Raw genomic sequence first — 26,698 nt, forward strand, 5'->3', positions numbered from 1 at the left:
GGTGAGAGATTCCTGGCCGCCGCCGGTTCGTGCTCAGCAAGCGCCGTTGTCGGCCCAGACGTTCTGGCTGCCGCCCGGGGTGTCGCCCTGCGTCCACCACTTCGCGGTCCACTTGTGCCCGCCGTAGGACACGCTCGCACCGCCGCTGTAGGCCTGCGTGGCGTTCCACGCGGCCGGGCAGCTGCCCACCGGCGGTGCGCTCGTGCCGCCTGGTGAGCAGACCCCGTTGTCGGTCCACACGTTCTGGCTGCCACCCGGGGTGTCGCCCTGCGTCCACCACTTGGCCGTCCACTCGTGACCGTTGTACGAAACCTCGGACCCACCGGTGTACGCCTCGGTCGGGTTCCACGCCGCCGCCGAACAGGAACCGCCGCCCGGAGTGGTCGGGGTCGTGGTCGGCGACGTCGGGGTGGTCGGCGTCGTGGAGGTGGTCGGGGTCGTGGAGGTGGTCGGCGGCGTGGTGCCGCAGCCGGCCGTGGCCGCGGCCAGGCCGTTGACGACGTCGTGGAACAGCGTCGCGTTCGGGTCGAGGTCGTACAGCGAGAACATCATCGCGCCGGCCAGGTTGTTGCAGTGGATGTAGTCGGTGCGTGCCTTGATCGACTGGGCCGAGGAGCCGCCGTAGAAGTTCGTGCCGTCGTAGAACCACGCCGACTGCGTGACCGGGTCGTAGAAGGTGTCCGCCGGGTTGTCGACGATCCCGCCCAGTTCCTTGTACATCGCGATGCCGGGCACGTTGCCGCTCAAGGTTTTTCCGGCCGAAGGCCCGGTCGCCGACTGGTAGAGCCCGTGGTTCGCACCGGCGGGCACGCCCGTCCAGCCCCGGTAGTAGAACGGGATGCCGAGCGTGAGCTTGTTCGACGGGAAGCCGCCGGGGATGCCGTAGGCCGCCGAGCCCTGCGTATAGGCCTTCAGCACCGAGTCGATGGTGTACTTCTCGGTGCCAGGCGCGATCGTGCCCGACGGGTCGTTCGTCGAACCGTAGAGCGGGTCCTGGAAGTTCGTCGGCCCGGTCGCGTCCCACGCGCCGTGCATGTCGTACGTCATCGCGTCGGCGAAGTCCAGGTACTGGCCGATCTTGTCGGTCTGCAGCTTCGCGATCTTGTCCTGCCCGCCCGGCAGCGCGGCCGACAGCGAGTAGTGCTTGCCGCCCAGTGCGTCGAGCTCCGTGCGGAACTCCTTGAGCAGCGCGGTGAAGTTGGCCGTGTCGTCGGCGCTCACGTGGTTGCCGAGGTGACCGGTGGCCGACCCGGGGTACTCCCAGTCGATGTCGAAACCGTCGAAGATCCCGGCCGCCGTGCCGGGGCCGCCGTAGCCACCCTGCGAGGGCAGGTTGCCCTTGATGAACATGTCGATGCAGGAGCTCACGAGCTTCTTGCGCGACGCGTCGGTGGCGGCCGCGTCGGAGAAGTACTTCGAGTACGTCCAGCCGCCGAGCGAGAGCACCACCTTGAGGTTCGGGTGGCGCGCCTTGAGCTCCTGCAGCTGGTGGAAGTTGCCGACGATCGGCATGCCGAACGTGTCGGCCGTGCCGTCGACGCTGATGTCGGAGCCGAAGGACTTCTGGTAGTCGGCGAAGGCGTCGCCCGCTCCGTCGCCCGCGTTGGGGTTGTTCTCGCCCGCGGGGTCGGGGTCGCTCGCCTTCGTGGCCTCGAAGCAGGTCAAGTTCGTGGGGTCGATGTTCTCGAAGTCGTAGAGCAGGTAGTCGAGGTTGCCGGCGAGTGCATCGACGTTCTTGGGGTAGTAGGCGTTCTGGTAGATGCTCCACTGGTCGTAGTACGCGATGCGCAGACCGCCCGACGACGCGGCCTGCGAGGTCGCGGCCGGGGTCGCGCCCGCGCCTTCGGCGGGTGGGCCGGCCAGGGTCGTGAGCCCGCCGACGACCACGGCCGCGGCGGCGGCCGAGAGCCAGGCGGCTCTTCTGGATACCTTGTGCTGCATGGGTTCTCCCTCGCGCAGGCGAACGGTCCTCCGCGCCCGGGGAGCGCGGAGGACCGTCGCGACGTGTGGATCACTGCCTGAGCGGTACCGGCCCGTTGAAGAGAATGTGAACCAGCGCACAGGGAGAGTCAATACTTTGGACTAGACCAATTCTGGACGGTGGGCGCTATGGGGTGTTTCGTCCGGAAATGCCCGCCGAAGGTCGGCCGGTCAACCGCGGTTCAGAAGCCGATGGCTTCGCGCAGCAGCAGGACGGTGCAGCGGCCGGGGAAGGGTTCCGCGTTGAGGACGAGCAGCCGGTTGACCGCGCTGGGCCAGCCGTAGGCCGCCTGCGCCCGGGCGCTTTCGAGCGGGAGGCAGTGGTCTTCGACGCGGCGCAGCGCGGCGTCGAGATCGGGCACGATCTTCTGCGCGCCGACGACCCAGATCGCGTGGGCGGCGCCGCCCGCGTACCCGGGCAGCTGGCTGCCGCTGCCGGAAGCGATCACGAGCGAGCCGGTCTCGGTGACCGCGTGGACGCTGCCGAAGATGAAGTCGGGGCTCGCGCGCAGCCGCCGGATGTCGTCGGCGTCGGCGACCCGGTCCATCGCGAGGGTGAGCGGCCGGATCGCCTCGTAGCGGCCGCTGGTGTTGAGGTCGTCGTCGATGCCGGACGGGCGCAGCGTTTCACTGGCCGCGGTGAGCACGCCGGAGCCTTCGGGAATCAGCTCGCTGACGCGGGTGCGCGCCTGGGCCACGTCGTCGAGGATTTCGGTGGTGAACCCGTGGGCCGTCAGGGCGGCGCGGGTGCGGTCCAAAGTGGGCGCGGAAGCGGGAGCGGTGAAGGTCGGGGCGGTCATGGGGTCTCCCGGGGTCGTCGGTGGATTACGGCACCTTCGACAAAACAGGGCCGGGAAGTGTGCGGCGCTCACACTTCCCGCCGCTGGTTTGTCGGAGTGGGCAGGACAGCCGAGACGTCAGGAGCAGCCATGACCACGCCCCCCGAGCCCGCCCCGGACCTGAGGAAGCGGTCGAGTCACCCGGCGCGTGGCTCGCCACGGTCGCGAGCCGGATCTGCCTCAACCTGCTGGGCTCGGCGCGGGTCCGGCGGGAGACGTACGTGGGGGAGTGGATCCCCGAACCGTTGCCCGGCGAGCACACCGACCCCGCCGACCGCGTCACTCTCGACGAGTCGGTGGGCATGGCCTTCCTCGTGGTGCTCGAGTCGATGACCCCGGCCGAACGCGTCGCCTTCATCCTGCACGACGTGTTCCGCTACTCCTTCCCCGAAGTCGCCGGGATCGTCGGCCGCAGCCCGGCGGCCTGCCGGCAGCTGGCGTCGTCGGCGCGCCGCCGGATCCGCGCCGCTCCGGCGAGCCCGGCGGCCGGGCAGGCCGGGATCGTGCGGGCCTTCAAGCAGGCGTGGGAAGCCCAGGACCTCACCGCGCTGATCGGCCTGCTCCACCCCGGCGCCACGGCGATCGCCGACAGCGGCGGTCTCGCGCTCAGCTTCCTGAAACCCATTGCGGGCGGCGAGCGGATCGCGCGCGCCTGGGTCGGGCTCGCCCGCCGGGCGCTGGGTACCACCGAGCTGCTGGAGCGCACGGTCAACGGCCAGCCCGGTCTCGTGGCCCGGCGCGGCGGGGTGATCGAGACGGTGTACGCGTTCGAGGTGGCCGGCGATCTTCTCCGCCCGCTCGCGCCCACCGCGTCCCGTGGCGTTCTGGCGCCGGCGGGTGCCGTGGGTCCTGGTTGCCGTACGTGGCCTGGTCGGTGCTGTACTGGGGGTGGTCGCTGCTCACCGGGCAGCAGCCCGTCGGCTCGGCCGCCGCCGCGCTGCGGGCGCTCGGGATCGAGATCGCCGACGGCACGGCGTGGTACCACCTGTACTTCCTGCTCGTGACGCTGCAGGTGTACCTGCTGTTCCCGGTGCTGCTGAAGCTCGCGCGCACGATCGAGCGCCGGCCGTGGCTCGTGCTGGGAGTTTCCGGCGCGGTGCAGATCGCGGTCACGTGGTTCCTGAGCTACCCGCCCGAAGGCCTCGAGTACTCGACGGTGAGCCGGTTCTTCACCACGCTGCTGCCGTACCAGTTCTACTCGCTGCTGGGCGCCGTCGCGGCCGTGCACTTCGAGACGGTGCGGGCGTGGGTGGGGCGCCACGGCCGGCTCGTGGTGGCCGGCCTGGTGGTGTCGCTCGCCGTGGCCGAGACGGGGTACTTCGTGAGTGTCCACAACGGACTGTGGCCCGAGCTGGCCGGCGACGCGTTCCGGCCCTACCTCGTGCCCTGGTGCGTCGCGGCCATCGCCGGCCTGTTCCTGGCCGGCACGCGCTGGGCCGAGGCGGGCCGTCCCGGCCGCCGGGTGGTGTCGTGGGCGGTGGACCGGTCGTTCGCGATCTTCCTGACGCACCCGCTGGCCCTGGCGCTGCTGAGTCCCCTGATCGCGTTCGTCGGCGACGCCGCCGGGGCACCGTGGACGACGATCGTCGTGTACCCGGCGACCGTGGCGCTGACCCTGGTGCTGGTCGAGGTGCTGCGGCGGCTGCCGTGGAGCCGCGCGCTCACGGGGCGGCCGCCGATCGCCCGGGCGCTTGCCACTCCCGCTGCTCAGCCGGCGAGCCAGGTGTTTTAGAGCTAGGCGCCCGAGCCGAGCATGGCTGTCCAGGTGTCGACGAACCCGGGGAAGGTTTTGCCGACCGTGGCGGGATTTTCCACGAGGACGCCGGGCACGCGCAGGCCCAGGACGGCGGCGGCCATCACCAGCCGGTGGTCGTCGTAAGTGTGGAAGACGCCGCCGTGCAGGGGGGCCGGGGTGATGCGCAGGCCGTCTTCCGTTTCGGACACGGCGGCGCCCAGAGCGGACAGTTCCGTGGCCAGCGCGGTGATCCGGTCGGTCTCGTGGCCGCGCAGGTGCGCGACGCCGCTGATCACCGACGGGCCCTCGGCGAAGCACAGCAGCGCGGCGATCACCGGGGTCAGCTCGCCGACCTCGTGCAGGTCGAGCTCGACCCCCGGGAGGTGCGAGCCGCCGGTGACGGTGAGGCCCTCGTCGTCGAGGCGGACGGACGCGCCGAGGGCGGGCAGGAAGGTGCGCAGCCAGTCGCCGGGCTGGGTCGTGGTGGCCGGCCAACCCGCCACGCGCACGGTGCCGCCCGCGGCCACGGCGGCGGCCACGAACGGCGCGGCCGTGGACAGGTCCGGCTCGACCACGTACTCGGGGCAGGAAAGCTTCGCCGGCGCGACGTGGAACTCGGCGCCCTCGCGGTCCACGGTGGCGCCGAAGCGGTGGAGCATGTCGAGTGTCATCGCGATGTGCGGTTCGCTCGGCGGGGCGTCGCCGACGAGCCGGACGGTCACGCCGCGGTCGAAGGCGGGCCCGGCCAGCAGCAGCGCGGAGAGGAACTGGCTCGACGCGGACGAGTCGAGGTCCACCGCGCCGCCGCGCACGCCGCCGTCGCCGTGGACGGTGAAGGGCGGGGCGCCGCGACCAGGTCCGGCACCGTCGTCGATGCGCACGCCGAGGCGGCGCAGCGCGGCCAGCAACGGGCCGATCGGGCGGCGGCGGATGGCGTCGTCGCCGTCGAAGAGCACCGGGGAGTCACCGAGCGCGGCGAGCGCGGGCGTGAAGCGGGCGACCGTGCCGGCGTTGCCGAGCGCGATCTCCACGGGCGCGCCGTGGCCGCCCGTGGTGCCGAGCGGGTACACGAGGAAACCGTCGGCCGTCTCCTCCGACCGCGCGCCCAGCGAGGCCAGCGCGCCGAGCATGAGCCGCGTGTCGCGCGAGTCGAGCGGCACGCGCACCCGCGTGGGCGCGCCCGCGAGGGCGGCCAGCACGTAGGCGCGGTTCGTGATCGACTTCGAGCCGGGCACGCGCACCCGCGCGTCGAGTGCCGCCGCCGCGACCGGCGCGGCCCAGTGGTTCTCGTGCGGTTCCGTCACGCACCGAAGCCTAGCGTGGCGGTCCCCGTCATCCCCGCCGCGCCGGAGGAGGGCGTCAGCGAGCGGATCGGCGAACGTGCGATATGCTGGCGGCCCGTGGGACATCAGTCGCGGGCTACCAAGTTTGTCTTTGTCACCGGAGGCGTCGCCTCCTCTCTGGGTAAGGGATTGACGGCCTCGAGCCTCGGTCAGCTCCTTACCGCGCGCGGGCTTCGCGTCACGATGCAGAAGCTCGACCCGTATCTCAACGTCGACCCCGGGACGATGAACCCGTTCCAGCACGGTGAGGTGTTCGTCACCGACGACGGTGCGGAGACGGACCTCGACATCGGGCACTACGAGCGGTTCCTCGACCGGGACCTCGACGGCAAGGCCAACGTCACGACCGGCCAGGTCTACTCGGAGGTCATCGCCAAGGAGCGCCGCGGCGAGTACCTCGGCGACACGGTGCAGGTCATCCCGCACATCACGGACGAGATCAAGTCGCGCATCACCGCCGCGGCCGGTCCGGACGAGCACGGGAACACCCCGGACGTGGTGATCACCGAGGTCGGCGGCACGGTCGGTGACATCGAGTCGCTGCCGTTCCTCGAAGCGTGCCGCCAGGTGCGCCACGACGTCGGGCGCGACCACTGCTTCTTCCTGCACGTGTCGCTCGTGCCCTACCTCGCGCCGTCGGGTGAGCTCAAGACCAAGCCGACCCAGCACTCCGTGGCCGCGCTGCGCAACATCGGCATCCAGCCCGACGCGCTGGTCTGCCGGGCCGACCGGGAGATCCCCGAGGACCTCAAGCGCAAGATCGGCCTGATGTGCGACGTCGACTCCGAGGCGGTCATCGCCTGCCCCGACGCGCGCTCGATCTACGACATCCCGAAGGTGCTGCACGGCGAGGCGCTCGACGCCTACGTGGTGCGCCGCCTGGGCCTGCCGTTCCGCGACGTCGACTGGACGGTGTGGGGCGACCTGCTCAACCGGGTGCACAACCCGAGCGAGACGGTGCGGATCGCCGTGGTGGGCAAGTACATCGACCTGCCCGACGCGTACCTGTCGGTGACCGAGGCGCTGCGCGCGGGCGGGTTCGCCCACCGCGCCAAGGTCGAGATCGTGTGGGTGGCCTCCGACGACGCGCAGACCGCGTCCGGTGCCGCCTCCGTGCTGTCCGATGTGGACGGCGTGCTGATCCCCGGCGGGTTCGGCATCCGCGGCATCGAGGGCAAGGTGGGCGCGATCGAGTACGCCCGCACGCGCGGCGTGCCGCTGCTGGGCCTGTGCCTGGGCCTGCAGTGCATGGTCATCGAGGGCGCGCGCCACCTGGCGGGCATCGCCGACGCCAACTCGGCCGAGTTCGACGAGGGCACGAAGCACGCGGTGATCTCGACGATGGCCGACCAGCGCGACGTCGTCGCGGGCGAACGCGACATGGGCGGCACGATGCGCCTCGGCGCGTACCCGGCGAAGCTCAAGCCGGGCTCGCAGGTCGCGAAGGCGTACGGCACCACCGAGGTGTCCGAGCGCCACCGCCACCGCTACGAGGTCAACAACACCTACCGCAAGCAGCTCTCGGACGCGGGGCTCGTGTTCTCCGGCACCTCGCCCGACGACCGCCTGGTCGAGTTCGTGGAGCTGCCGGCCGACGTGCACCCGTTCTTCGTCGGCACGCAGGCGCACCCCGAGCTCAAGAGCCGCCCGACGCGGCCGCACCCGCTCTTCAGCGCGTTCGTGAAGGCCGTGGTGGACCGCAAGGTCGCCGAGCGGCTGCCGGTGGAGCTCGCCGAGGCCCCCGTGGCGGCCCGGTGACCGAGCCCGGCAAGCACGAGTTCACGGTCGCCGACTCCCGGGTCGTCCACATCGGACACGTCGTCGGCCTCCGCGTCGACGACGTGGTGATGCCCGGCGGCGACACCGCGAAGCGCGAGGTGGTGGAGCACCTCGGTGCCGTGGCGATCCTCACGCTCGACGCCGACGACACCGTGACGATGGTCCACCAGTACCGGCACCCGCTCGGGCGCCGGCTGTGGGAGCTGCCGGCCGGCCTGATCGACAAGCCGGGGGAGGACCCCGTCGACGCGGCGAAGCGCGAGCTCGTCGAGGAGGTCGGGCTGGCCGCGGGCGAGTGGTCCACGCTCGTGGACGTGGCCGCCTCGCCCGGTTTCACCGACGAGGTCGTGCGCGTGTTCCTCGCGCGCGAGGTGTCCGAAGTGGACCGAGAGGTGCTCGGCGAGGAGGAGGCCGACCTCGTCGTGAAGAAGTTCCCGCTCGCCGAGGCCGTCGCGATGGCGCTCTCGGGTGAGCTGGTCAACGGCGCCACCGTGTCCGGCGTGCTCGCCGCGCACGCGGTGGTCACCGGCGCCGCGATGGCCCGTCCGGCCGACGCGCCGTGGCAGGACCGGCCGACGCGGTTCGCCCAGCGGCGCGCCGAAGGCTGAGGCCGTCGTCCGCGCCCGCCGCGCGTCGGCGGGCACGGACGACGAACCGGCCTAGAGTGTGACCCCGTGACGGGCACGGGCAGGACGGCGGTGGGGGACGTGATCGCCGCGTACCTGGACCACCTCGTGGTCGAGCGCGGCACCGCCCGCAACACGCTCGACAGCTACGCCCGCGACCTGCGCCGCTACGCCGCGCACCTCGCCGCCGGCTGCGTCACGCGGTTCGCGGACGTCACCCCGGCCCACGTCACGTCGTTCGGCGCCGCTCTGCGCGAGGGCGACGAAGAGCACCGGCCGCTGGCCGCGTCGTCGGCCGCGCGGGCACTGGTGGCCGTGCGCGGGCTGCACAAGTTCGCCCACGCCGACGGCATCACCGAGCGCGACCCGGCGCGTGAGGTCCGGCCGCCCGCGCCGGCGAAACGGCTGCCCAAGGCCCTGCCCGTGGCCGACGTCCTCAAGCTGCTCGACACCCCACCGCCCGACGGCGAGCGCGCGCTGCGCGACCGGGCGCTGCTGGAGCTGCTGTACTCGACCGGCGCCCGCATCTCCGAAGCGGTGGGGCTCGACGTGGACGACGTCGACGACGCCGACCGCACCGTGCTGCTCGACGGCAAGGGCGGCAAGCAGCGGCTCGTGCCGATCGGCCGGCCCGCGGTGGAGGCGCTGCACGCCTACCTCGTGCGGGCCCGCCCGGTGCTCGCGGCCCACGGGCGCGGCACGTCCGCGATGTTCCTCAACGTCCGCGGCAGCCGGCTGTCCCGGCAGAGCGCGTGGCAGGTCCTCAAGGACACCGCCGAACGCGCGGGCATCACGGCCGACGTCTCGCCGCACACGTTGCGCCACTCGTTCGCCACGCACCTGCTCGAAGGCGGCGCCGACGTCCGCGTGGTGCAGGAGCTGCTGGGCCACGCCTCGGTGACGACGACCCAGGTCTACACACTCGTCACGGTCAACACCCTGCGCGAGGTCTACGCCACCGCGCACCCGCGCGCACTGGGCTGAAGGGCCGCAGGGCATCAGCCACCAGTGGTGACTTCGCGGGCGCGGCCCGGCGCGGCGCTTTGCCGGGGCTCTGATTTCCCGCATAGGCTGCCCGGGTCGCCGAAACAAGGAGCTTTCCCGCCATGTCGACACCGAACCAGCCGGAGCGCCCGGCCGCGTCCGCCGGGTCGGCCGCGGCGAGCCTCTCCCAGGCGCGAATCGCCACCCCCGCGAACCACGACGGCGACGAGCCGTCCGAAGGCGCGCGGCTGAGCCGCGCCGAGAGAGCCCGGCTGCGCGCGAAGGAGCGCGAGGAGAGCGGAATCGGTCCCACGGGCCGGCCGCTGCGCGAGATCCCCGAGCCCGCACCGCTCGACCACCACGGCCCGGCCAAGGTGCTCGCGATGTGCAACCAGAAGGGCGGCGTCGGCAAGACCACGTCGACCATCAACCTGGGCGCCGCGCTCGCCGAGTGCGGGCGCCGCGTGCTGCTCGTGGACTTCGACCCGCAGGGCGCCCTGTCGGTGGGTCTGGGCATCCAGCCGCACGAGCTGGACCAGACGGTCTACAACGTCATCATGGAGCGCTCGGTCGGCATCGAGGACGTGCTGCGCAAAACCCGGGTCGACGGCGTTGACCTGCTGCCGAGCAACATCGACCTGTCCGCGGCGGAGGTCCAGCTCGTCGCAGAGGTAGGGCGTGAGCACACGTTGTTACGGGTCCTTCGTCCGGTGATGAACGACTACGACTATGTTCTTGTCGACTGCCAGCCCTCGCTCGGCCTGTTGACGGTGAACGCATTGACCGCCGCGGACGGTGTGATCATCCCCCTGGAGTGCGAGTTCTTCAGTCTGCGAGGCGTCGCGCTCCTGATCGACACGATCGAGAAGGTGCAGGAACGCCTCAACCCCAAACTGGACATCACGGGGATTCTCGCCACGATGTACGACCCGAGAACCCTGCACTCGAAGGAGGTCATGGCTCGCGTGGTGGAGGCATTCGGTGACACCGTGTTCGACACGGTGATCAACCGCACCGTGCGGTTCCCCGAGACGACGGTCGCGGGTGAGCCGATCACGACCTGGGCTCCCAAGTCCGCCGGCGCCGCTGCCTATCGCGCGCTGGCCCGCGAGGTGATCGCTCGGTGAGCAGGCGCGCTTCCCTGCCCGGAGCGTCGGAACTCTTCCGCCTCACCTCCAGTCCCGCTCTCGACCGCCCGTCCGCACCCGCGCCGGCGGAGCCGCTCCCGAAGAAGCGCTCGGAGGTCGACCAGCTCAGCCGTGCCGCCGCGCCCAGTGGTTCCGGTCGCACGAAGCACGACGCGAAGATCACCGTGTACGTGTCGGGCGACGAGCTGCTCGCCATGGAGCAGACCCGGCTGAACCTGCGGGCCAAGCACAACCTCGTGGTCGACCGCGGCCGCCTGGTGCGCGAGGCCGTGGCGGTGCTGATCGCGGACTTCGACGCGAACGGCGACGAGTCGGTGCTCGTGCAGCGGCTGCGGGCGAGGGAAGAAGAAGGCGAAACCGAGGGCTGATGGACGAACCGGCATCGGCCGAGCAGCCGGAGCCGGACAGCGCGGCTCCGGACACCGTGACCCCGGACGACGGGGTTTCGGGCGGCGTTTCGGACGCCGCGGCTTCGGAGGGGGCGACCTCGGAAGCCGCGGCCCCGGAACCCCCCGCCGAGGAGCCCGGGACGCCGGTCCAGCACGAAACGGTGCACGGTGGCACGATCCCCGCGGGCTACGCCGAAGAGCTGAGCACCTCGAAGTTCAAGGTGCGGCTGAAGAACTTCGAAGGCCCGTTCGACCTGCTGCTGCAGCTGATCTCGCAGCACCAGCTCGACGTCACCGAGGTCGCGCTGCACACGGTCACCGACGACTTCATCGCCTACACCCGCGCGCTGGGGTCCGACTGGAACCTCGACGAGACCACGGAGTTCCTGGTCATCGCCGCGACCCTGCTCGACCTCAAGGCCGCGCGGCTGCTGCCCGCGGCCGAGGTCGAGAACGAGGACGACCTGGCGCTGCTGGAAGCCCGCGACCTGCTTTTCGCGCGCGTGCTGCAGTACCGCGCGTACAAGCAGGTGGCGGCGTTGTTCGGCGAGCTGGAGCAGAGCGCGCTGCGCCGCTACCCGCGCTCGGTGGCGCTCGAGGAACGGTACGTCGGGCTGCTGCCCGAAGTGATGCTCGGCGTGACGCCGCAGAAGTTCGCGGAGATCGCCGTGGCGGTCTTCAAGCCGAAGCCGCCGCCGACGGTGTCGCTCGCGCACCTGCACATGGGGCGTGTGTCCGTGCGCGAGCACGCGGCGCTGCTGCGGGTGAAGCTCGCGGAGGCGGGGCAGGCCACGTTCAAGGAGCTCGTGGACGACTGCGAGCACACCGTGGAGATCGTCGCGCGGTTCCTCGCGCTGCTGGAGCTGTACCGCGAGTCGTCGGTGCAGTTCGAGCAGCTCGAGGCACTGGCCGAGCTCCACGTGCGCTGGACCGGCGGCAGTGTCGCGGAGGCCTCGGTCGCCGCCGAACACGACCGCGCGGCCGCCGAGGATGAGGAGTACGGGTGAGCACCGAAGACGACCACACCGGCACCCCCGGGGTGGAGGCCATCGACCTCGACCGCGAGGTCAACGCGCCGGCGGCCGGCGACGTCGAGGGGCCGGCCGCCGGCGCGACCGACGAGGTACCGGGCGCCGAAGAACTGCCGGAGACCGGCGAGACGGTGGCCGTCGGAGACGCGGCGCCGGACGAACCGGCCGGTGACGACGAGCCGGAGGCCGAGACCGTCGAAGCGCCGCACGCCGAGACGCCAGAGATCGAGACGCCCGAAACCGAGACGCCCGAAACCGAGACGCCCGAAACCGAGAGGCCCGAAACCGAGACGCCCGAAACCGAGCCGGCCGAGGCTGCCGAACCCGAGGCGCCGGAAATCGCCGAGCCCGAAGGCGAACAGGCCGACAGCGACCGCGGCGAGGACGCCGACGCCGAGCGGCCCGACGCGGACGAAGGCGTCGAGCCGCTCAACGACCTGCCCGACGTGACGTCGGACGAGGCGCTCGAAGCCTCGCTCGAGGCGCTGCTGCTCGTGATCGACTCACCGGCGAGCGAGGAGACGCTGGCGGAGACCGTGGACCAGCCGGTGGCGCGCGTCACCGTCGCGCTGCGCACGATGGCGCAGCGGCTGACCGAGCGGGCCAGCGGGATCGACCTGCGGCGCGTCGGCGAGGGGTGGCGGTTCTACACTAGGGACACGTACGCCCCGTTCGTGGAGAAGCTCCTGCTCGACGGCCAGCGGTCGAAGCTGACCCGGGCCGCGCTGGAGAGCCTCGCCGTGATCGCGTACCGGCAGCCGGTGACCAGGGCCAGGGTCGCCGCGGTGCGCGGGGTCAACGTCGACGGCGTGATCCGCACCCTGCTGGCCCGCGGGCTCATCGAGGAGATGGGCACCGACCCGGAGACGACGGGCACGCTGTACGTGACGACCGAGCTGTTCCTGGAGCGACTGGGGCTGTCGTCGCTGAACGACCTGCCCCCGATCGCTCCGCTGCTACCCGAAGTGGACACCATCGATGACATCTGACCAGCACCCCGACGGCGTCCGGCTGCAGAAGGTCCTTTCCCAGGCCGGCATCGCGTCGCGCCGCGCGGCCGAGGACCTGATCGTGGAGGGCCGGGTGGAGGTGGACGGCCGGATCGTGACCGAGCTGGGCCGCCGCGTCGACCCGGTCGAGGCCGTGATCCACGTCGACGGCACGCGCGTGAACCTGCGCGACGACCTCGTGTACCTGGCTTTCAACAAGCCCAAGGGTGTGCACTCGACGATGTCGGACGACCGCGGCCGCCCGTGCGTCGGCGACTACCTGCGCGGGCGCTGGGAGGAGACCCCCGGTGTCGTGCACGTGGGCCGGCTCGACGAGAACACCGAGGGCCTGCTGCTGCTCACCAACGACGGCGACCTCGGCCACCGGCTGATGCACCCGTCGTACCGCGTGCTCAAGACCTACTTCGCCGAGGTCGAGGGGCTCGTGCCGCGGGGGCTCGGCAAGGAGCTGCGTGCCGGGTGGGAGCTGCCGGACGGCATCGTGAAGGTCGACCAGTTCCGCGTGAAGGACATGCACTCGGGCCGCAGCATGGTCGAGCTCGTGATCCACGAGGGCAAGAAGCACATCGTGCGCCGCCTGATGGCCTCGACCGGGCACCCCGTGCGCAAGCTCGTGCGCACGGCGGTCGGCGACGTGCAGCTCGGCAACCAGCGCTCGGGCACCATCCGGCGCCTCAACCGCGGTGAGGTCGGCTCGCTCTACCGCAACGTGGAGCTGTAGCCGGCGATCATCCGTTCGGGGGTTTCCCGCTCGGGTCCCCACTTTCCGCCCTGGTGCCGCGCGCCCCGCTCCTCCTAGCTTGATCGACACCCCGATTCGGCTGGAGGACTGGAATGCGTGTGCTCAGAGGGCTCTGCGCGGCCGCGGTTGTCGCCGCGGTGCTCGTGGTGCCAGTGCAGCAGGCCGCCGCGAGACCCGTGGCGGCGAGCGAGCCCGTGTACGACTTCGCCGGCGCGATCCGTGAAACGGTGTGGGTGGACGTAGGGCGCGACGGTGACGGCGACGGCAAGTCCGACCGCGTCGCCGCGGACATCGTGCGCCCGGCCGAGCCGACGGCGCAGGGCCGGAAGATCCCCGTGATCATGGACGCCAGCCCGTACTACTCCTCGCTCGGGCGCGGCAACGAGAGCGAGTTCAAGACCTACGACCAGCAGGGCCGCCCCGTCGGGTTCCCGCTGTTCTACGACAACTACTTCGTGCCGCGCGGCTACGCGGTAGTGCTCGTGGACCTGGCCGGCACCAACCGGTCCACCGGTTGCGTGGACGTCGGCGGGGCGTCCGACGTGCAGTCGGCCAAGAAGGTCGTGGACTGGCTGAACGGGCGCGCCACGGGTTACACCGCGAAATCGGGCGGCAGCGAGGTCTCGGCAGGCTGGAGCGACGGCGGCGTCGGCATGATCGGCAAGTCCTACGACGGCACGATCGCCAACGGCGTGGCCGCCACCGGGGTCGCCGGGCTGAAGACGATCGTGCCCATTTCGGCGATCAGCTCCTGGTACGACTACTACCGCTCCGACGGCGCGTCGTTCGGCTTCGACCCCGACGGGCTCGCCGAGACCGTCGAGACGCGCAACGGCGGCCAGGACTGCTCGGCGCAGAACGCGAAGCTCGCCAAGGGTGCCACAGCCAACGGCGACTACGGCCCGTTCTGGGCCGACCGCGACTACGCGGCGCTCGCGAAGAACGTGCACGCCAGTGTGTTCGTCTCGCACGGGGTGAACGACCTCAACGTGAAGACCATCAACTTCGGCCAGTGGTGGGATGGGCTCGCGAAAGCCGGTGTGCAGCGCAAGATCTGGCTCGCGCAGACCGGCCACGTCGATCCGTTCGACTACCGCCGCACCGAGTGGGTGGACACGCTGCACCAGTGGTTCGACCACTACCTGATGGGGATCGACAACGGCATCGAGAAGCAGCCGATGGCCACCGTCGAGCGCCAGCCGGACCAGTGGGTCGAGCAGTCCTCGTACCCGGCGGCGGGCACGGAGACGACCACCCTGCGTCCGCACGCCGGCTCGGTCGCCGGGGTCGGCACGCTGAGCCCGGCCGCGGCCCCGGGCACTGCTTCGTTCACCGACACCCTCGACGGCAGCGAGAACGGCTGGGCGGCGAACCCGTCGGCCACCGCGGCCGACCGCGTGCTCTACGGCACCGGCACGCTCTCGGCGCCGCTGCAGGTATCGGGCACCTCGACGGTCACGGTGACGGCCACGCCGAGCACGTCGTCGGCCCGGCTCTCGGCGATGCTCGTGGACTACGGTCCCGCCACGATCCGCAACTACTCCGCCGGCGGCGAGGGCATCAAGACCGGCACCACCGAAACGTGCTGGGGCGCCGGCGCTCCCGGTGACGACGCTTGTTACAAGGTGACCAGCGCCGACACCACGAACGTCGGGTTCACCGTGATCAGCCGCGGCTGGGCGGACCTGGCGAACCACCGGTCGCTGAGCAAGGAATCACCGCTGACGCCCGGCAAGGCCTACACGATGACCTTCCGCCTCGCGACGACCGACCACGTCGTCCCCGCGGGCCACACGTTGGCGCTGATCCTCGGTGGAACCGACGCCGACTTCATCACGGGACCGGCGAAGGCGCAGAAGCTGACGATCGATCTGGCGAAAACGTCGTTGCAGGTGCCGCTGGTGGGCGCGGTGCCGAGTGGTTCCGGGGCGGGGCTGCCGCGCACCGCGTTGGCGGGGGTGGTGAACCGGCCGCAGCTCGACCTGCGCTGACGCACCGACCGAAGGGCCCCGCCACCGACCGCGTCAGGTGGTGGCGGGTTCCGTCGCCTGTCGCGGTTTGCGTTGCAGTGCCTTGGCGACCGGTTCCACGATCCGCGCCGCCGTGGGACCGAGGACGGCCATCAGCAGCACGTACGCCGTCGCCAGCGCGGCCAGTTCGCCGTCGACCGCGCCCGCGGTGACGGCGAGGCCCGCGATGACGATCGAGAACTCCCCGCGGGCCACCAGGGCCGCACCGGCGCGGGCGCGGCCCAGTTTGCCGATGCCCTGGCGGCGCGCGGCCCACCAGCCGGTGCCCACCTTCGTCAGCGTGGTGACCACGGCGAGCACCACGGCCCAGCCCAGCACCGGCGGGATCGACGCCGGGTCGGTGTTGAGGCCGAAGACCACGAAGAACACGGCCGCGAACAGGTCGCGCAGGGGTTCGAGCAGGCGGGTCGCGTTGTGGGCGGTGGAGCCGGAGACCGCGATGCCGAGCAGGAACGCGCCGACGGCGGCCGAGACCTGCAGCGACGACGCGACGCCCGCCACGAGCAGGGCGGCGCCGAGGATCTTGAGCAGGAAGACCTCCCGGTCCTCGCTGTCGACGAGCGCGGAGACGTACCGGCCGAACTTCAGCGCGATCACCAGCACCACGGTGATCACCATCAGCGAGATGCCGACGGCCTCGAGGCCGCCGAGGAAGCTGACCCCGCCGAGGATCGCCGTGAGGATCGGCAGGTACAGCGCCATCACGAGGTCCTCGAACACCAGGATCGACAGCACCACCGGCGTTTCGCGGTTGCCGAGCCGCCCGAGGTCGCCGAGGACCTTCGCGACGATGCCGGACGAGGAGATGTAGGTGACGCCCGCCATCACGATCGCGCCGATCGGACCCCAGCCCAGCAGCAGCGCGACGGCCGCGCCGGGCAGGGCGTTGAGCACGATGTCGACCAGGCCCGCGGTCCACGAGCGGCGCAGGCCGGTGAACAGCTCGGCCGCCGAGTACTCGAGGCCCAGCAGCAGGAGCAGCAGCACCACGCCGATCTCGCTGGCGAGGTGGGTGAAGTCGCCGATGTCGGTGAGGGGAATGAGCCCGCCGGAGCCGAAGCACAGGCCCCCGAGCAGGTAGAGCGGGATGGGGGAGAGCCCGATCCGGCCGGCGAGCCTGCCCAGCACGCCCAGCACGAAGAAGACCCCGCCGAGTTCGATCAGGGACAGCGCGGTGTGGTCCATCAGCCGTGCTTGAGGATCTTGGCGGCGGCGTCCAGGCCTTCGGACGTCCCGACCGCGACGAGCAGGTCTCCGGCGGTGAAGGTGAAGTCCGGCGTCGGCGACGGGTGCACCTGGCCCGCCCGCGCCACCGCGACCACCGACACGCTCGTACGGGTGCGCATCGCCGTGTCGCCGAGGGTACGGCCGTCGAACGGGCCGTCCTCGGTGATCGGCAGCTGCCGGGTGTGGATGCCCGGCAGCTCGCGGTGTTCCTCGGTGAGCTGGGCGACGAGCTGCGGCGCGCCGAGCAGGTTTGCCAGCGCGCCGGCCTCGTCCGCGGTCAGCGGCAGCGAGGCGAGGCACGCGTCGAGGTCGTCGGCTTTGGAGACGATGAGCTCGATCTTGCCGTCCCGCTGGGTCACGACGCCGATGCGCCGTCCCGCACGCGTGGCGAAGTCCTTGCGGACACCGATTCCGGGCAGGGGAGTCACTTCGACGTTCACACCAGCCACGGTAACCCATTGTCCGATTCGCGAGGCTCGGGTGAAGCCGGACCCGGCGGAGTGGTCACGACCACGGCGTGGCCCGCCGACCGCGGTGGCCCCGTGAAATTCCCTCCCCGCAGCAGGTCTGGAGCACCGCGGTCGTGCTCGCCTAGGGTTCCCCGTGGTGGGAGGTGGCCACGATGGCCGAGTTCGCACGGGACCGGGTGACCGCGAACGGGATCACGTTCGAGTACCTCGAGGCCGGTGAGGGCCCGCTCGCGCTGTGCATGCACGGGTTCCCGGACACGCCGTTCACCTACCGGCACCTGCTGCCCGCACTCGCCGCGGCCGGGTTCCACGCGGTCGCCCCGTTCGCCCGCGGGTTCGCCCCGACGGACCTGCCGCCGCTGCGCCACTTCGTGCACTCGAGCGTGATGGTCGCCGACCAGATCGCGCTGACGCGGGCCCTCGGCGGTGGTCCGGACGCGCTGCTGGTGGCGCACGACTGGGGCGCGGTCGGGGCGTGGGGCGCGCTCGGCCGGGCTCCCGGGCTGTGGGGACGCGCGGTGATCCTCAACATCCCGCCGTTCGAGATCTTCGGCGAGAACCTCGGCACCTACGCGCAGATCAAGCGCAGCTTCTACTTCTGGTACTTCCAGCTGCAGCGGGTGATCGAGGACCGGATCCGCCAGGACGACTTCGCCTTCATCCGCGACATCTGGGGCGACTGGTCTCCCGGCTACGCAGCCGACGAGGACCTCGCCCACCTGCGTGCCGCCCTTGCCGACCCGGATCACCTGCACGCCGCACTGGGTTACTACTGGGGCCAGTTCGACCCGACGCGCTTCGGCACGCCCGAGTGGGGCGCCGAGCAGGCCGCGGCGTGGGGTGGGAGCGCGCCCCAGCCGCTGCTCTACCTGCACGGCACCGACGACGGCTGTCACGGCATGACCGCGGCCCAGGTCGAGCGGGTGAAGGAGTTCGGCGGGCCGGGCTCCGAATCGGAGCTCATCGAGGGCGTCGGACACTTCATGCTCGTCGAGCGGCCGAAGGAGCTCAACGATCGCATCGTCGGCTGGCTGAACCGCACCGGCTGACGGGTCAGGCCAGCTCGAGCAGCAGCGTCGCGACGATCATCACGGCCGCCGTCGCGCCGTGAACGCTGAAGGCGATCGCCCGGCTTCCCTTGTGGCGCAGCACGATCAGCATGTCGCAGACCGGGATGAAGGCTTCGGCGAGCAGGATCCAGCCGAGGACGCCGGCGCCGCCCGCGAGCATCGCCGCGCCCACCACCAGGCCGGACGCGATGTCCCGAACGCCCTTGATGTGGAAGAACGCCGTGGTGCCGGTGGGAATGGTGGGGAGGCCGAAGCCGGCGGCGGTCTTCTCGGGGGCGAGCAGGTAGCTCAGCCCCACGTAGACGATGCCGATCGCGACAAGTCCGGCGATGACGTAGGCGGTGACGATCACGGGGTCCTCCAGGAAATCTAGCGTCGCTAGGAATGCTGTCAACGCTAACTTAGCGCCGCTAGTTTGTCTAGCAGTGCTAGAGTCACCGCTCATGAACCAGCGACTGCGCAAGGAGCGCGACCGGACGGAGCGGGAACGGCGGATCGTCACCGCCGCTCGGGAACTCGCCGAGGCCGAGGGCTGGGAGGCGGTCACCACGCGCCGGCTCGCGGCGCTGATCGAGTACAGCCAGCCGGTGCTCTACAGCCACTTCGCGGGCAAGGACGCGATCATGGCGGCCGCCGCGCTCGAGGGTTTCGCGGAGTTCGCCGAGCACTTGGGCGGGGTGCGCGAGGGCGGGGTGCGCGCGGTGGCCGAGGCCTACCTCGCATTCGCCGACGAGAAGCCGGCCCTCTACGACGCGATGTTCACCCTCGCCTCCGACCTGCCGTTCGCCGCGGACGAGACCCCCGAGGTGATGCAGGCCGCCTTCGCGACGCTGCTGGCGGTGATCGAACCGGTGGCGGGGGACCAGGCGCCCGGCACGCTGACCGAGGTGTTCTGGGGCGCGCTGCACGGTCTCGTCACCCTCGACCGCGGCCACCGGCTGAGCGCGGGCCACCGCGCCGACCGGCTGGCGGTGCTCGTCGCGCGCTTCGGCGGCTGAGCACCCCGCCGGGCGCAGCGGAGCCGCCTCACCGGCCGTGACGGGCGGCGGGCAGAATGAACGCCGATCACGCACAGCAGACGAACGCGAGGAGAGTTTCGGTGACGGGAGCCCTACGTGGCGTGGTCGCGCTGGACGGCCCGTCGGGAACCGGCAAGACCACGGTCGCGCGCAAGCTCGCCGACCGGCTCGGCGCGGGCTACCTCGACACCGGCGCGATGTACCGCCTCGTGACGCTGGCCGTGCTGCGTGCGGGCACCGACCCGGCCGACACCGACGCGGTCGGACACCTCGCCCACGACGTGCGCTTCAGCATCGGCACCAGCCCCGAGCGGCCCGAGGTGCGCCTCGGCGACGAGGACGTGGCCGCCGACATCCGCGGGCCCGAGGTCACGCGGGCCGTGTCCGCGGTGTCCGCGGTGCCGCAGGTGCGGGAGCTGCTCGTGGCCCGGCAGCGCCGGATCATCGCCGACGTGCTCGCCGACACCGGCGGCATCGTCGTGGAGGGCCGCGACATCGGCACGGTCGTGGCGCCCGAGTCGCCGCTCAAGGTCTACCTCACCGCGTCGGCCGACGTCCGCGCCGCGCGCCGAAGCGGCCAGGACAGCGCCGCCGGACGCGAGACGAGTGTCGAGGCCGCCCGCGAGTCCGTCGAACGCCGGGACCACCTCGACTCCACGCGCACGGCTTCGCCCCTGCGCGCGGCGGAGGACGCGGTGCCGGTCGACACGTCGGAATTGTCCATCGACCAGGTGATCGTCGCGCTGGCCGAGCTCGCCTGCCGCCGCGGCCTGCTCGACGACTGCCCCGCCGGAGCCGAGGCCGAGGCACGCGCATGACCGGTGGCGCTCTCCCCGAGGGTGCGAACGGCCTCCTGCACGACGCCGGGCGGGTGTTCGCCCGGTACCATCTGCGATCGGCCTTCCGGATCCGCGTGCACGGGCGCGACCGGATGCCCGACGTCGGTCCGGTCGTGGTGATCGCCAACCACAGCTCCATGATCGAGCCGCAGCTGATCTTCGGAATGCTGCCGCGGCGTTCGGCGTTCCTCGTCAAGGCCGAGATGTTCAAGGGCGCGGCGGGGCGGTTCCTGCGGGCGATCGGCCAGATCCCGGTCAAACGGGGCGAGATCGACCGCACGCCCCTGGTGACCGCGGTCGGTGTGCTGAAGGCCGGCGGGGTCGTCGGCATCTTCCCCGAGGGCACCCGGGGCGCCGGTGACGTCGGCGCGGCGGAGAAGGGTGCGGCCTGGCTGGTGCGTGCATCCGGGGCGACCGTGCTGCCGGTCGCGACGCGGGGCACGTTGAAGCCCGCGGACGGGAAGCGGCGCTGGCGCCCGCGGGTGGACATCCTCGTGGGGGATCCGTTCACGCCGAAGGTGGGCCCGGGCCGGACCGGCCTGGAAGAGGGCACCGAGGAGCTGCGCCTGCAGCTCGCGGGGCTCGTGAAGACTTTGGACGATTGGCGTGCCGAGAACCGAATCGGCTCGCCGTAGGTGAAGTGGGAACACGATGACAGGGTTTGACGGCGGCACCGACACCGGGTTCGAGGGTGCCGGGGAAATCGACGGCACCTGGTCCGACGAGACCGAGTTCGCCGCGCTCGACGCGCAGATCGACGCGGAGAGCGCCGCCGAGGAGGCGAACCTCTCGCAGCCGGTGCTGGCCGTGGTGGGGCGGCCCAACGTGGGCAAGTCCACGCTGGTCAACCGCATCCTCGGCCGCCGCGAGGCCGTGGTGCAGGACGTGCCGGGCGTGACGCGCGACCGCGTGGCCTACGACGCCTTCTGGGGCGGCCGGCGGTTCACGCTCGTCGACACCGGCGGCTGGGAGCCCGACGCGACCGGCCTGCAGGCCTCCGTGGCCGCGCAGGCGGAGATCGCGATGCAGACGGCCGACGCCGTGCTGCTCGTGCTCGACGCGACCGTGGGCGCCACGACCACCGACGAGGCCGTGGCCCGCGTGCTGCGGCGCTCGAAGAAGCCGGTGCTGCTGGCCGCGAACAAGGTGGACGACGACCGGCTGCTGGCCGACACCGCGGCGCTGTGGCGCCTCGGCCTGGGTGAGCCGCACCCGGTCAGCGCCCTGCACGGCCGCAGCTCGGGTGACCTGCTCGACGCGATCATCGAGGCCCTGCCCACCGCGCCGCGCGAGCTCGGTTCCGTGAGCGCGGGCCCTCGGCGCGTCGCGCTCGTCGGCAAGCCCAACGTCGGCAAGTCGAGCCTGCTCAACAAGCTCTCGGGCGAGCAGCGTTCGGTCGTGGACTCGGTCGCGGGCACCACCGTGGACCCGGTCGACTCGCTGGTCGAGCTCGACGGCGACACCTGGCGGTTCGTGGACACGGCCGGCCTGCGCAAGCGCGTGAACTCCGCCAACGGCGCCGAGTACTACGCCTCGCTGCGCACCAAGACGGCGATCGACGCGGCCGAGGTCGCGATCGTGATGCTCGACGCCGCCGAACCGCTGTCCGAACAGGACCTGCGCGTGCTCACGATGGTGGTCGAGGCGGGCCGCTCGCTCGTGCTGGCCTTCAACAAGTGGGACCTCGTGGACGAGGACCGCCGCCACGCGATGGTGCGCGAGCTCGACCGTGGTCTGGTCCGCGTGCCGTGGGCGGAGAAGGTGAACATCTCCGCGCTCACCGGCCGCTCCGTGCGCAAACTCGCGCCGGCGCTGCGGACGGCGCTGAAGTCGTGGGACCAGCGGGTGCCCACCGGCCAGCTCAACGGGTGGCTCTCGGACCTCATCGCGGCCACGCCGCCGCCGGTGCGCAGCGGCAAGCAGCCGAAGGTCCTCTTCGCGACGCAGGCCGGAATCCGGCCGCCGACGCTCGTCCTTTTCACGACCGGGTTCCTCGAAGCCGGTTACCGGCGGTTCATCGAACGCAAGTTCCGCGAGCGGTTCGGTTTCGAGGGCAGCCCCGTCCGGGTGAACGTGCGGGTGCGTGAAAAGAAGGCGAAGCCCAAGGTCGGCGGCAAGGCCGCGAAGACCCGCTGACCAGGTCCTTTGTGGTCCGAACGCGCCGGGGGAGAATTCTTCCCCGGCGCGTTTTCGCGCTCTGGCGGGGTTTGTGCGCCCGGTGACGTCCGACACTCGCCCGTGACCCTTGCGCTACCTGCACTTCACCTTGGCGTAGGGTGGACGGCTGCACCGGGCGCCTCATTCGGAGAGCCAGCCCGAATGACGCTCGCGAAAGGTGAGTGATGGGCTTGCGCGCCCACGGTACGACCTCGCACGTCCTTTTTCTGAAACCCGCGGTCACGCGGGGTGACGGGGTGGCCCGGTGACTCTCACCGCCGACCACGCCCACACCACCGACGTCGCCCTCGCGCTACCGGCCGTCCCGGCCGTTCCCGAAGCTCCGGTCGACGACCCGGCCGCCGCGCTCGCCTGCGTCGCCGAGGTGACCCACGCGCCGTCCGCCACGCCGGTCGCCGACCGCGCCCTGTTCTGGTCCGGTCTCGGCGCCAGCGAGCGCACCCTCCTGCAGATCGTCACCGAGACCGCCGAGCGCCACCCCAACGCCGCCGCCCTCGACGACGGCACCACGACCCTGACCTACCGCCGGCTGCTGGAGGAGATCGAGACCTACGCCCGCCGCCTGCGCGGCCACGGCGTCGGCCTCGGCGACCGCGTCGGCATCCGGATCTCGTCCGGCACGGCCGAGCTCTACGTCGCCATCCTCGCCACCCTGTCCGTCGGCGCCGCCTACGTGCCGGTCGACGCGGACGACCCCGAGGAGCGCGCCGAGCTGGTGTTCGGCGAGGCCGGCGTCGCGGCGGTCGCGACCGACGACACCATCACCGTCACCGGGACGCCCGGCCACCGTGAAGGCGGCCCCGGCCCGGCCGACGACGCGTGGATCATCTTCACCTCCGGGTCCACCGGCAAACCCAAGGGCGTCGCCGTGACCCACGCCTCGGCCGCGGCCTTCGTGGACGCCGAGGCGCGGCTGTTCCTCACCGAGGAGCCGATCGGCCCCGGCGACCGCGTGCTCGCGGGCCTGAGCGTCGCGTTCGACGCCTCGTGCGAGGAGATGTGGCTCGCGTGGCGCCACGGCGCCTGCCTGGTGCCCGCGCCGCGCGCGCTGGTCCGCACCGGCGTCGACCTCGGCCCGTGGCTGGTCGCGCAGCGCATCACCGTCGTGTCCACCGTGCCGACGCTGGCCGCGCTGTGGCCCGCCGACGCGCTCGAGGACGTGCGCCTGCTCATCTTCGGCGGCGAGGCGTGTCCGCCGGAGCTGGCCGAGCGCGTGGCCGTGGAAGGCCGCGAGGTCTGGAACACCTACGGCCCCACCGAGGCCACCGTCGTCGCCTGCGCCGCGCAGATGACCGGTGAGGGTCCGGTGCGCATCGGCCTGCCGCTGGCGGGCTGGCAGCTGGCCGTGGTCGACGAGGCCGGCGAGCCGGTTGCCATGGGTGACACCGGGGAGCTCGTGATCGGCGGCGTCGGTCTCGCGCGCTACCTCGACGCCGAGAAGGACGCGCAGAAGTTCGCGCCGCTGCCGTCGCTGGGCTGGCAGCGCGCCTACCGCAGCGGGGACATGGTCCGCGCCGAGCACGAGGGCCTGCTGTTCCTCGGCCGGCTCGACGAGCAGGTGAAGCTCGGCGGGCGCCGCATCGAGCTGGGCGAGGTCGACGCCGCGCTGCAGTCGCTGCCCGGTGTGCAGGGCGCGGCCGCCGCGGTCCGCCGCACCAAGGCGGGCAACCAGGTTCTGGTCGGGTACGTGGTGCCGAGTGCCGGCGCCACCTTCGACTCCGATGACGCGGCGACCCGGCTGCGTGACCAGCTGCCGGCCGCGCTGGTGCCGCTGCTCGCGGTGATCGACGATCTGCCCACGCGCACCTCGGGCAAGGTCGACCGCGCCGCGCTGCCGTGGCCGCTGTCCACTGTGGACGCCAATGGCTCCGGTCTGTCCGCCACCGAGGCGTGGCTCGCCGAGGGCTGGTCGGAGATCCTCGGCGTGTCCGTCACGGACCCGAAGGCCGACTTCTTCACCCACGGCGGCGGCAGCCTCACGGCCGCGCAGCTCATCGCGCGCATCCGCACCCGCCACCCCGAGGTGTCGGTCAGCGACATCTACCAGCACCCGAAGCTCGGTTCGCTGGCCGCGATGCTCGACAAGCTCAGCGGCCAGGAGACCGAACGCCGCGACATCGCGCCGACGCCGCGCCGCGCGGGCGTGATCCAGACGCTGCTGATGCTGCCGCTCATGGGTCTCGTCGGCCTGCGCTGGGCGACGCTCGCCGCCGCGGCCTCGAACGTGCTGTCGCTGCTGGGGTTCGCCTGGGCGCCCACGCTGAACTGGGCGTGGCTGGTGGTCGCGTGGCTGGTGCTGTTCAGCCCGGCCGGCCGCATCGCGATCGCCGCGGGTGGTGCGCGCGTGCTGCTCTCGGGTGTGCTGCCCGGCAGCTATCCGCGCGGTGGCAGCGTGCACCTGCGCCTGTGGACCGCGGAGAAGCTCGCGGAGTTCAGCGGCGCGGACAGCGTCGCCGGTGCGTCCTGGATGACGACGTACGCGAAGGCGCTCGGCGCGCGCGTGGCCAACGACGTGGACCTGCACTCGCCGCCGCCGGTCACCGGGTTCCTGAAGCTGGGCCGCGGCGCCGCCGTGGAGCCCGAGGTGGACCTCACGGGCCACTGGGTCGACGGCGACCTCGTGCACATCGGCAAGATCCGGATCGGCCCGGAAGCCCGCATCGGTTCGCGCAGCACGCTCTTCCCGGGCGCGCGCATCGGCAAGGGCGCGGAGATCGCCGCGGGTTCCACCGTGCGCGGCGCCGTGCCGGCCGGGCAGCGCTGGGCGGGTTCACCCGCGGTGCGCTCGGGCAAGGACGCCAAGGACGCGCTGAAGTGGCCGGCCGCCCGCCCGCCGCGGTCGCGGTTCTGGGCGAGTGTGTACGGCCTGACCTCGGTCGTGCTCGGCTTCCTGCCGGGCATCGCGGCGCTGCCGGGCGTGGCCGTGCTCGGCTACGCGCTCCGGGACGCGCGGACCCTCGGCGCCGCCGTGCCGCAGGCACTGATCTTCACCCCGGTTGCCACCGTCGCCTACTTCCTCGCCTACGCGCTGCTCGTGCTCGCCGGGGTGCGGGCGCTGGGCGTCGGCATGGTCGAGGGGTACCACCCGGTCCACGGCCGCGTGTCCTGGCAGGTGTGGGCGACCGAGCGGCTCATGGGCATGGCCCGCGAAGGCCTGTTCCCCTTGTACGCCAGTCTGTTCACGCCCGTGTGGCTGCGGCTGCTGGGGGCGAAGGTGGGCCGCAACGTCGAGGCGTCGACCGTGCTCGCGCTGCCGAAGATGACCAAGGTCGACAGCGGCGCGTTCCTCGCCGACGACACCATGGTCGCGACCTACGAGCTCGGCCACGGCTGGCTGCACGTCGCGCCCGCGCGTATCGGCAAGCAGGCGTTCCTCGGCAACTCCGGCATGACCGCACCGGGCCGCTCGGTGCCGAAGCGGGGCCTCGTGGGCGTGCTGTCCTCGACGCCGCTGAAGGCGAAGAAGGGCTCGTCCTACCTGGGCATGCCGCCGCTGCCGGTCCGCCGGGCGGTCGGTGATGCCGACACGAGCCGCACCTACACCCCGGCGCTGCACCTCAAGGCGGCGCGGGCGTTCGTGGAGCTGCTGCGCATCGTGCCGGTGATGTGCGGGGTCGCCCTCACCGTGGGCGTCGCGTTCTCGCTGCTGGCGATCGCGTCCCTGTACGGCTTCGGCATCGCCGCGCTGCTGGCCGGGCCGGTGTTGCTCGCGGCGGGGGTCGTCGCCGCGCTCACCGCCACCGCGGCGAAGTGGCTGCTGGTCGGGAAGTTCCGCGCGATCGAGCACCCGTTGTGGAGCTCCTTCGTGTGGCGCAACGAGCTGGCCGACACCTTCGTCGAGGCGCTCGCGGTGCCGTGGCTCATCGGTTCGGTCGGCGGCACCCCGCTGCTCACCGCGTGGCTGCGCACCATGGGCGTGAAGATCGGGCGCGGCGTGTGGCTGGAGACGTACTGGCTGCCGGAGTCGGACCTCGTCCGCCTGGGCGACGGCGCGACCATCAACCGCGGCTGTGTCGTGCAGACGCACCTGTTCCACGACCGGATCATGAGCATGTCGAAGGTGGAGCTCGACGCGGGCGCCACGCTCGGCCCGCACGGCATCGTGCTGCCGGGCGCGAGCATCGGCGCGCGCACCACCGTGGGCCCGGGTTCGCTCGTCACGCGCGGCGACGCCGTGCCGGCGGACACGCGCTGGCTCGGCAACCCGATCTCGACCTGGCGTCGGTGAGACCGGAGGCGTTGCGGCGCGCCAGGATCCG

At 71.9% G+C, this 26,698-nt stretch carries 22 protein-coding genes and 1 pseudogene; 17 read left to right on the forward strand and 6 right to left on the reverse strand.

What is annotated here, in order from left to right:
• Window positions 1–33: 33 nt before the first annotated feature.
• Both ACWEOE_RS24765 and ACWEOE_RS24770 read right to left on the reverse strand, forming a co-directional pair.
• Complete coding sequence (locus tag ACWEOE_RS24765) at window positions 34–1,941, reverse strand: glycosyl hydrolase family 18 protein (RefSeq protein ID WP_452012870.1); 1,908 nt, start codon at window positions 1,939–1,941, stop codon at window positions 34–36.
• A 221-nt stretch (window positions 1,942–2,162) separates the two neighbouring features.
• Window positions 2,163–2,780, reverse strand: a complete 618-nt coding sequence (locus tag ACWEOE_RS24770) for an LUD domain-containing protein (protein ID WP_452012871.1) — start codon at window positions 2,778–2,780, stop codon at window positions 2,163–2,165.
• A 161-nt stretch (window positions 2,781–2,941) separates the two neighbouring features.
• On the opposite strand from ACWEOE_RS24770, the pseudogene ACWEOE_RS24775 reads away from it, so the two are divergent.
• Both ACWEOE_RS24775 and ACWEOE_RS24780 read left to right on the forward strand, forming a co-directional pair.
• Window positions 2,942–3,613: pseudogene (locus ACWEOE_RS24775) on the forward strand (sigma factor-like helix-turn-helix DNA-binding protein); the annotation flags it as partial.
• A gap of 68 nt (window positions 3,614–3,681) precedes the next feature.
• Window positions 3,682–4,551, forward strand: a complete 870-nt coding sequence (locus ACWEOE_RS24780) for an acyltransferase (RefSeq protein ID WP_452012873.1) — start codon at window positions 3,682–3,684, stop codon at window positions 4,549–4,551.
• A gap of 2 nt (window positions 4,552–4,553) precedes the next feature.
• Here the strand turns inward: ACWEOE_RS24780 and aroA are convergent, their stop codons facing one another.
• The gene (gene aroA / locus ACWEOE_RS24785; protein ID WP_452012875.1) at window positions 4,554–5,858 is read right to left on the reverse strand and encodes a 3-phosphoshikimate 1-carboxyvinyltransferase; all 1,305 of its coding nucleotides are present in this window, start codon (window positions 5,856–5,858) and stop codon (window positions 4,554–4,556) included.
• Between the two features lie 96 nt (window positions 5,859–5,954).
• Here aroA and ACWEOE_RS24790 point away from each other — a divergent pair, with 96 nt between their 5' ends.
• From ACWEOE_RS24790 to ACWEOE_RS24830, 9 genes are all read left to right on the forward strand, one after another.
• Entirely contained in the window at window positions 5,955–7,655 is a 1,701-nt protein-coding gene (locus ACWEOE_RS24790) for a CTP synthase (RefSeq protein WP_452012877.1), read from the forward strand.
• The gene (locus ACWEOE_RS24795) at window positions 7,652–8,284 is read left to right on the forward strand and encodes an NUDIX domain-containing protein (protein WP_452012879.1); all 633 of its coding nucleotides are present in this window, start codon (window positions 7,652–7,654) and stop codon (window positions 8,282–8,284) included. The genes ACWEOE_RS24790 and ACWEOE_RS24795 overlap by 4 nt, the downstream gene beginning before the upstream one ends.
• Before the next feature lie 99 nt (window positions 8,285–8,383).
• Window positions 8,384–9,286: a site-specific tyrosine recombinase XerD gene (gene xerD / locus ACWEOE_RS24800; RefSeq protein ID WP_452013078.1), complete on the forward strand. Its 903-nt coding sequence runs from the start codon at window positions 8,384–8,386 to the stop codon at window positions 9,284–9,286.
• 122 nt (window positions 9,287–9,408) lie between these two features.
• Window positions 9,409–10,413 carry a ParA family protein gene (locus ACWEOE_RS24805; RefSeq protein ID WP_452012881.1) on the forward strand — a complete coding sequence of 335 codons (1,005 nt, stop codon included), beginning with the start codon at window positions 9,409–9,411 and terminating at the stop codon, window positions 10,411–10,413.
• Window positions 10,410–10,802, forward strand: coding sequence for a cobyrinic acid a,c-diamide synthase (locus ACWEOE_RS24810; protein ID WP_452012883.1), 393 nt, complete (start codon window positions 10,410–10,412; stop codon window positions 10,800–10,802). The genes ACWEOE_RS24805 and ACWEOE_RS24810 overlap by 4 nt, the downstream gene beginning before the upstream one ends.
• Window positions 10,802–11,830 carry a segregation and condensation protein A gene (locus ACWEOE_RS24815; RefSeq protein ID WP_452012884.1) on the forward strand — a complete coding sequence of 343 codons (1,029 nt, stop codon included), beginning with the start codon at window positions 10,802–10,804 and terminating at the stop codon, window positions 11,828–11,830. Before ACWEOE_RS24810 ends, ACWEOE_RS24815 begins: the two co-directional genes overlap by 1 nt.
• Complete coding sequence (gene scpB, locus ACWEOE_RS24820; protein ID WP_452012886.1) at window positions 11,827–12,843, forward strand: SMC-Scp complex subunit ScpB; 1,017 nt, start codon at window positions 11,827–11,829, stop codon at window positions 12,841–12,843. The genes ACWEOE_RS24815 and scpB overlap by 4 nt, the downstream gene beginning before the upstream one ends.
• Window positions 12,833–13,585: a pseudouridine synthase gene (locus ACWEOE_RS24825; protein WP_452012887.1), complete on the forward strand. Its 753-nt coding sequence runs from the start codon at window positions 12,833–12,835 to the stop codon at window positions 13,583–13,585. Before scpB ends, ACWEOE_RS24825 begins: the two co-directional genes overlap by 11 nt.
• A gap of 113 nt (window positions 13,586–13,698) precedes the next feature.
• The gene (locus ACWEOE_RS24830) at window positions 13,699–15,597 is read left to right on the forward strand and encodes a Xaa-Pro dipeptidyl-peptidase (protein ID WP_452012889.1); all 1,899 of its coding nucleotides are present in this window, start codon (window positions 13,699–13,701) and stop codon (window positions 15,595–15,597) included.
• Window positions 15,598–15,630: 33 nt separating this feature from the next.
• On the opposite strand, the gene ACWEOE_RS24835 is transcribed toward ACWEOE_RS24830, so the two are convergent.
• Together ACWEOE_RS24835 and ACWEOE_RS24840 are read right to left on the reverse strand one after the other, a co-directional pair.
• Window positions 15,631–16,821 carry a cation:proton antiporter gene (locus tag ACWEOE_RS24835; RefSeq protein WP_452012891.1) on the reverse strand — a complete coding sequence of 397 codons (1,191 nt, stop codon included), beginning with the start codon at window positions 16,819–16,821 and terminating at the stop codon, window positions 15,631–15,633.
• On the reverse strand, window positions 16,821–17,303 hold the full coding sequence (locus tag ACWEOE_RS24840) for a cation:proton antiporter regulatory subunit (RefSeq protein WP_452012893.1): 483 nt from the start codon (window positions 17,301–17,303) through the stop codon (window positions 16,821–16,823). Before ACWEOE_RS24840 ends, ACWEOE_RS24835 begins: the two co-directional genes overlap by 1 nt.
• A 182-nt stretch (window positions 17,304–17,485) precedes the next feature.
• Between ACWEOE_RS24840 and ACWEOE_RS24845 the strand changes: the two genes are divergently transcribed.
• The gene (locus ACWEOE_RS24845) at window positions 17,486–18,382 is read left to right on the forward strand and encodes an alpha/beta fold hydrolase (protein WP_452012894.1); all 897 of its coding nucleotides are present in this window, start codon (window positions 17,486–17,488) and stop codon (window positions 18,380–18,382) included.
• A gap of 4 nt (window positions 18,383–18,386) precedes the next feature.
• Here the strand turns inward: ACWEOE_RS24845 and ACWEOE_RS24850 are convergent, their stop codons facing one another.
• Window positions 18,387–18,755, reverse strand: a complete 369-nt coding sequence (locus ACWEOE_RS24850) for a DUF4267 domain-containing protein (RefSeq protein ID WP_452012895.1) — start codon at window positions 18,753–18,755, stop codon at window positions 18,387–18,389.
• Between the two features lie 91 nt (window positions 18,756–18,846).
• On the opposite strand from ACWEOE_RS24850, the gene ACWEOE_RS24855 reads away from it, so the two are divergent.
• The 5 genes from ACWEOE_RS24855 (at window position 18,847) to ACWEOE_RS24875 (ending at window position 26,667) form a co-directional block, all read left to right on the forward strand.
• Window positions 18,847–19,401, forward strand: coding sequence for a TetR/AcrR family transcriptional regulator (locus ACWEOE_RS24855; protein WP_452012897.1), 555 nt, complete (start codon window positions 18,847–18,849; stop codon window positions 19,399–19,401).
• A gap of 122 nt (window positions 19,402–19,523) precedes the next feature.
• A complete protein-coding gene (gene cmk, locus ACWEOE_RS24860; protein WP_452013081.1) occupies window positions 19,524–20,240 on the forward strand; it encodes a (d)CMP kinase in 717 nt (238 codons plus the stop codon).
• The gene (locus ACWEOE_RS24865; RefSeq protein WP_452012898.1) at window positions 20,237–20,896 is read left to right on the forward strand and encodes a lysophospholipid acyltransferase family protein; all 660 of its coding nucleotides are present in this window, start codon (window positions 20,237–20,239) and stop codon (window positions 20,894–20,896) included. Before cmk ends, ACWEOE_RS24865 begins: the two co-directional genes overlap by 4 nt.
• Window positions 20,897–20,912: 16 nt before the next feature.
• On the forward strand, window positions 20,913–22,397 hold the full coding sequence (gene der / locus ACWEOE_RS24870; RefSeq protein WP_452012899.1) for a ribosome biogenesis GTPase Der: 1,485 nt from the start codon (window positions 20,913–20,915) through the stop codon (window positions 22,395–22,397).
• A 406-nt stretch (window positions 22,398–22,803) separates the two neighbouring features.
• Window positions 22,804–26,667, forward strand: coding sequence for a Pls/PosA family non-ribosomal peptide synthetase (locus tag ACWEOE_RS24875; RefSeq protein ID WP_452013083.1), 3,864 nt, complete (start codon window positions 22,804–22,806; stop codon window positions 26,665–26,667).
• Window positions 26,668–26,698 lie beyond the last annotated feature (31 nt).

Source organism: Amycolatopsis sp. NPDC004368, from assembly GCF_053602515.1.

Bases quoted from the DNA above. Each gene is read 5' to 3' on its own strand.
- ACWEOE_RS24825 (WP_452012887.1), top strand. From the start codon at position 12,833: ATGACATCTGACCAGCACCCCGACGGCGTCCGGCTGCAGAAGGTCCTT.
- ACWEOE_RS24815 (WP_452012884.1), top strand. From the start codon at position 10,802: ATGGACGAACCGGCATCGGCCGAGCAGCCGGAGCCGGACAGCGCGGCT.
- ACWEOE_RS24835 (WP_452012891.1), bottom strand. From the start codon at position 16,821: ATGGACCACACCGCGCTGTCCCTGATCGAACTCGGCGGGGTCTTCTTC.
- ACWEOE_RS24845 (WP_452012894.1), top strand. From the start codon at position 17,486: ATGGCCGAGTTCGCACGGGACCGGGTGACCGCGAACGGGATCACGTTC.
- ACWEOE_RS24805 (WP_452012881.1), top strand. From the start codon at position 9,409: ATGTCGACACCGAACCAGCCGGAGCGCCCGGCCGCGTCCGCCGGGTCG.
- ACWEOE_RS24770 (WP_452012871.1), bottom strand. From the start codon at position 2,780: ATGACCGCCCCGACCTTCACCGCTCCCGCTTCCGCGCCCACTTTGGAC.
- ACWEOE_RS24765 (WP_452012870.1), bottom strand. From the start codon at position 1,941: ATGCAGCACAAGGTATCCAGAAGAGCCGCCTGGCTCTCGGCCGCCGCC.
- ACWEOE_RS24830 (WP_452012889.1), top strand. From the start codon at position 13,699: ATGCGTGTGCTCAGAGGGCTCTGCGCGGCCGCGGTTGTCGCCGCGGTG.
- ACWEOE_RS24855 (WP_452012897.1), top strand. From the start codon at position 18,847: ATGAACCAGCGACTGCGCAAGGAGCGCGACCGGACGGAGCGGGAACGG.
- ACWEOE_RS24865 (WP_452012898.1), top strand. From the start codon at position 20,237: ATGACCGGTGGCGCTCTCCCCGAGGGTGCGAACGGCCTCCTGCACGAC.
- der (WP_452012899.1), top strand. From the start codon at position 20,913: ATGACAGGGTTTGACGGCGGCACCGACACCGGGTTCGAGGGTGCCGGG.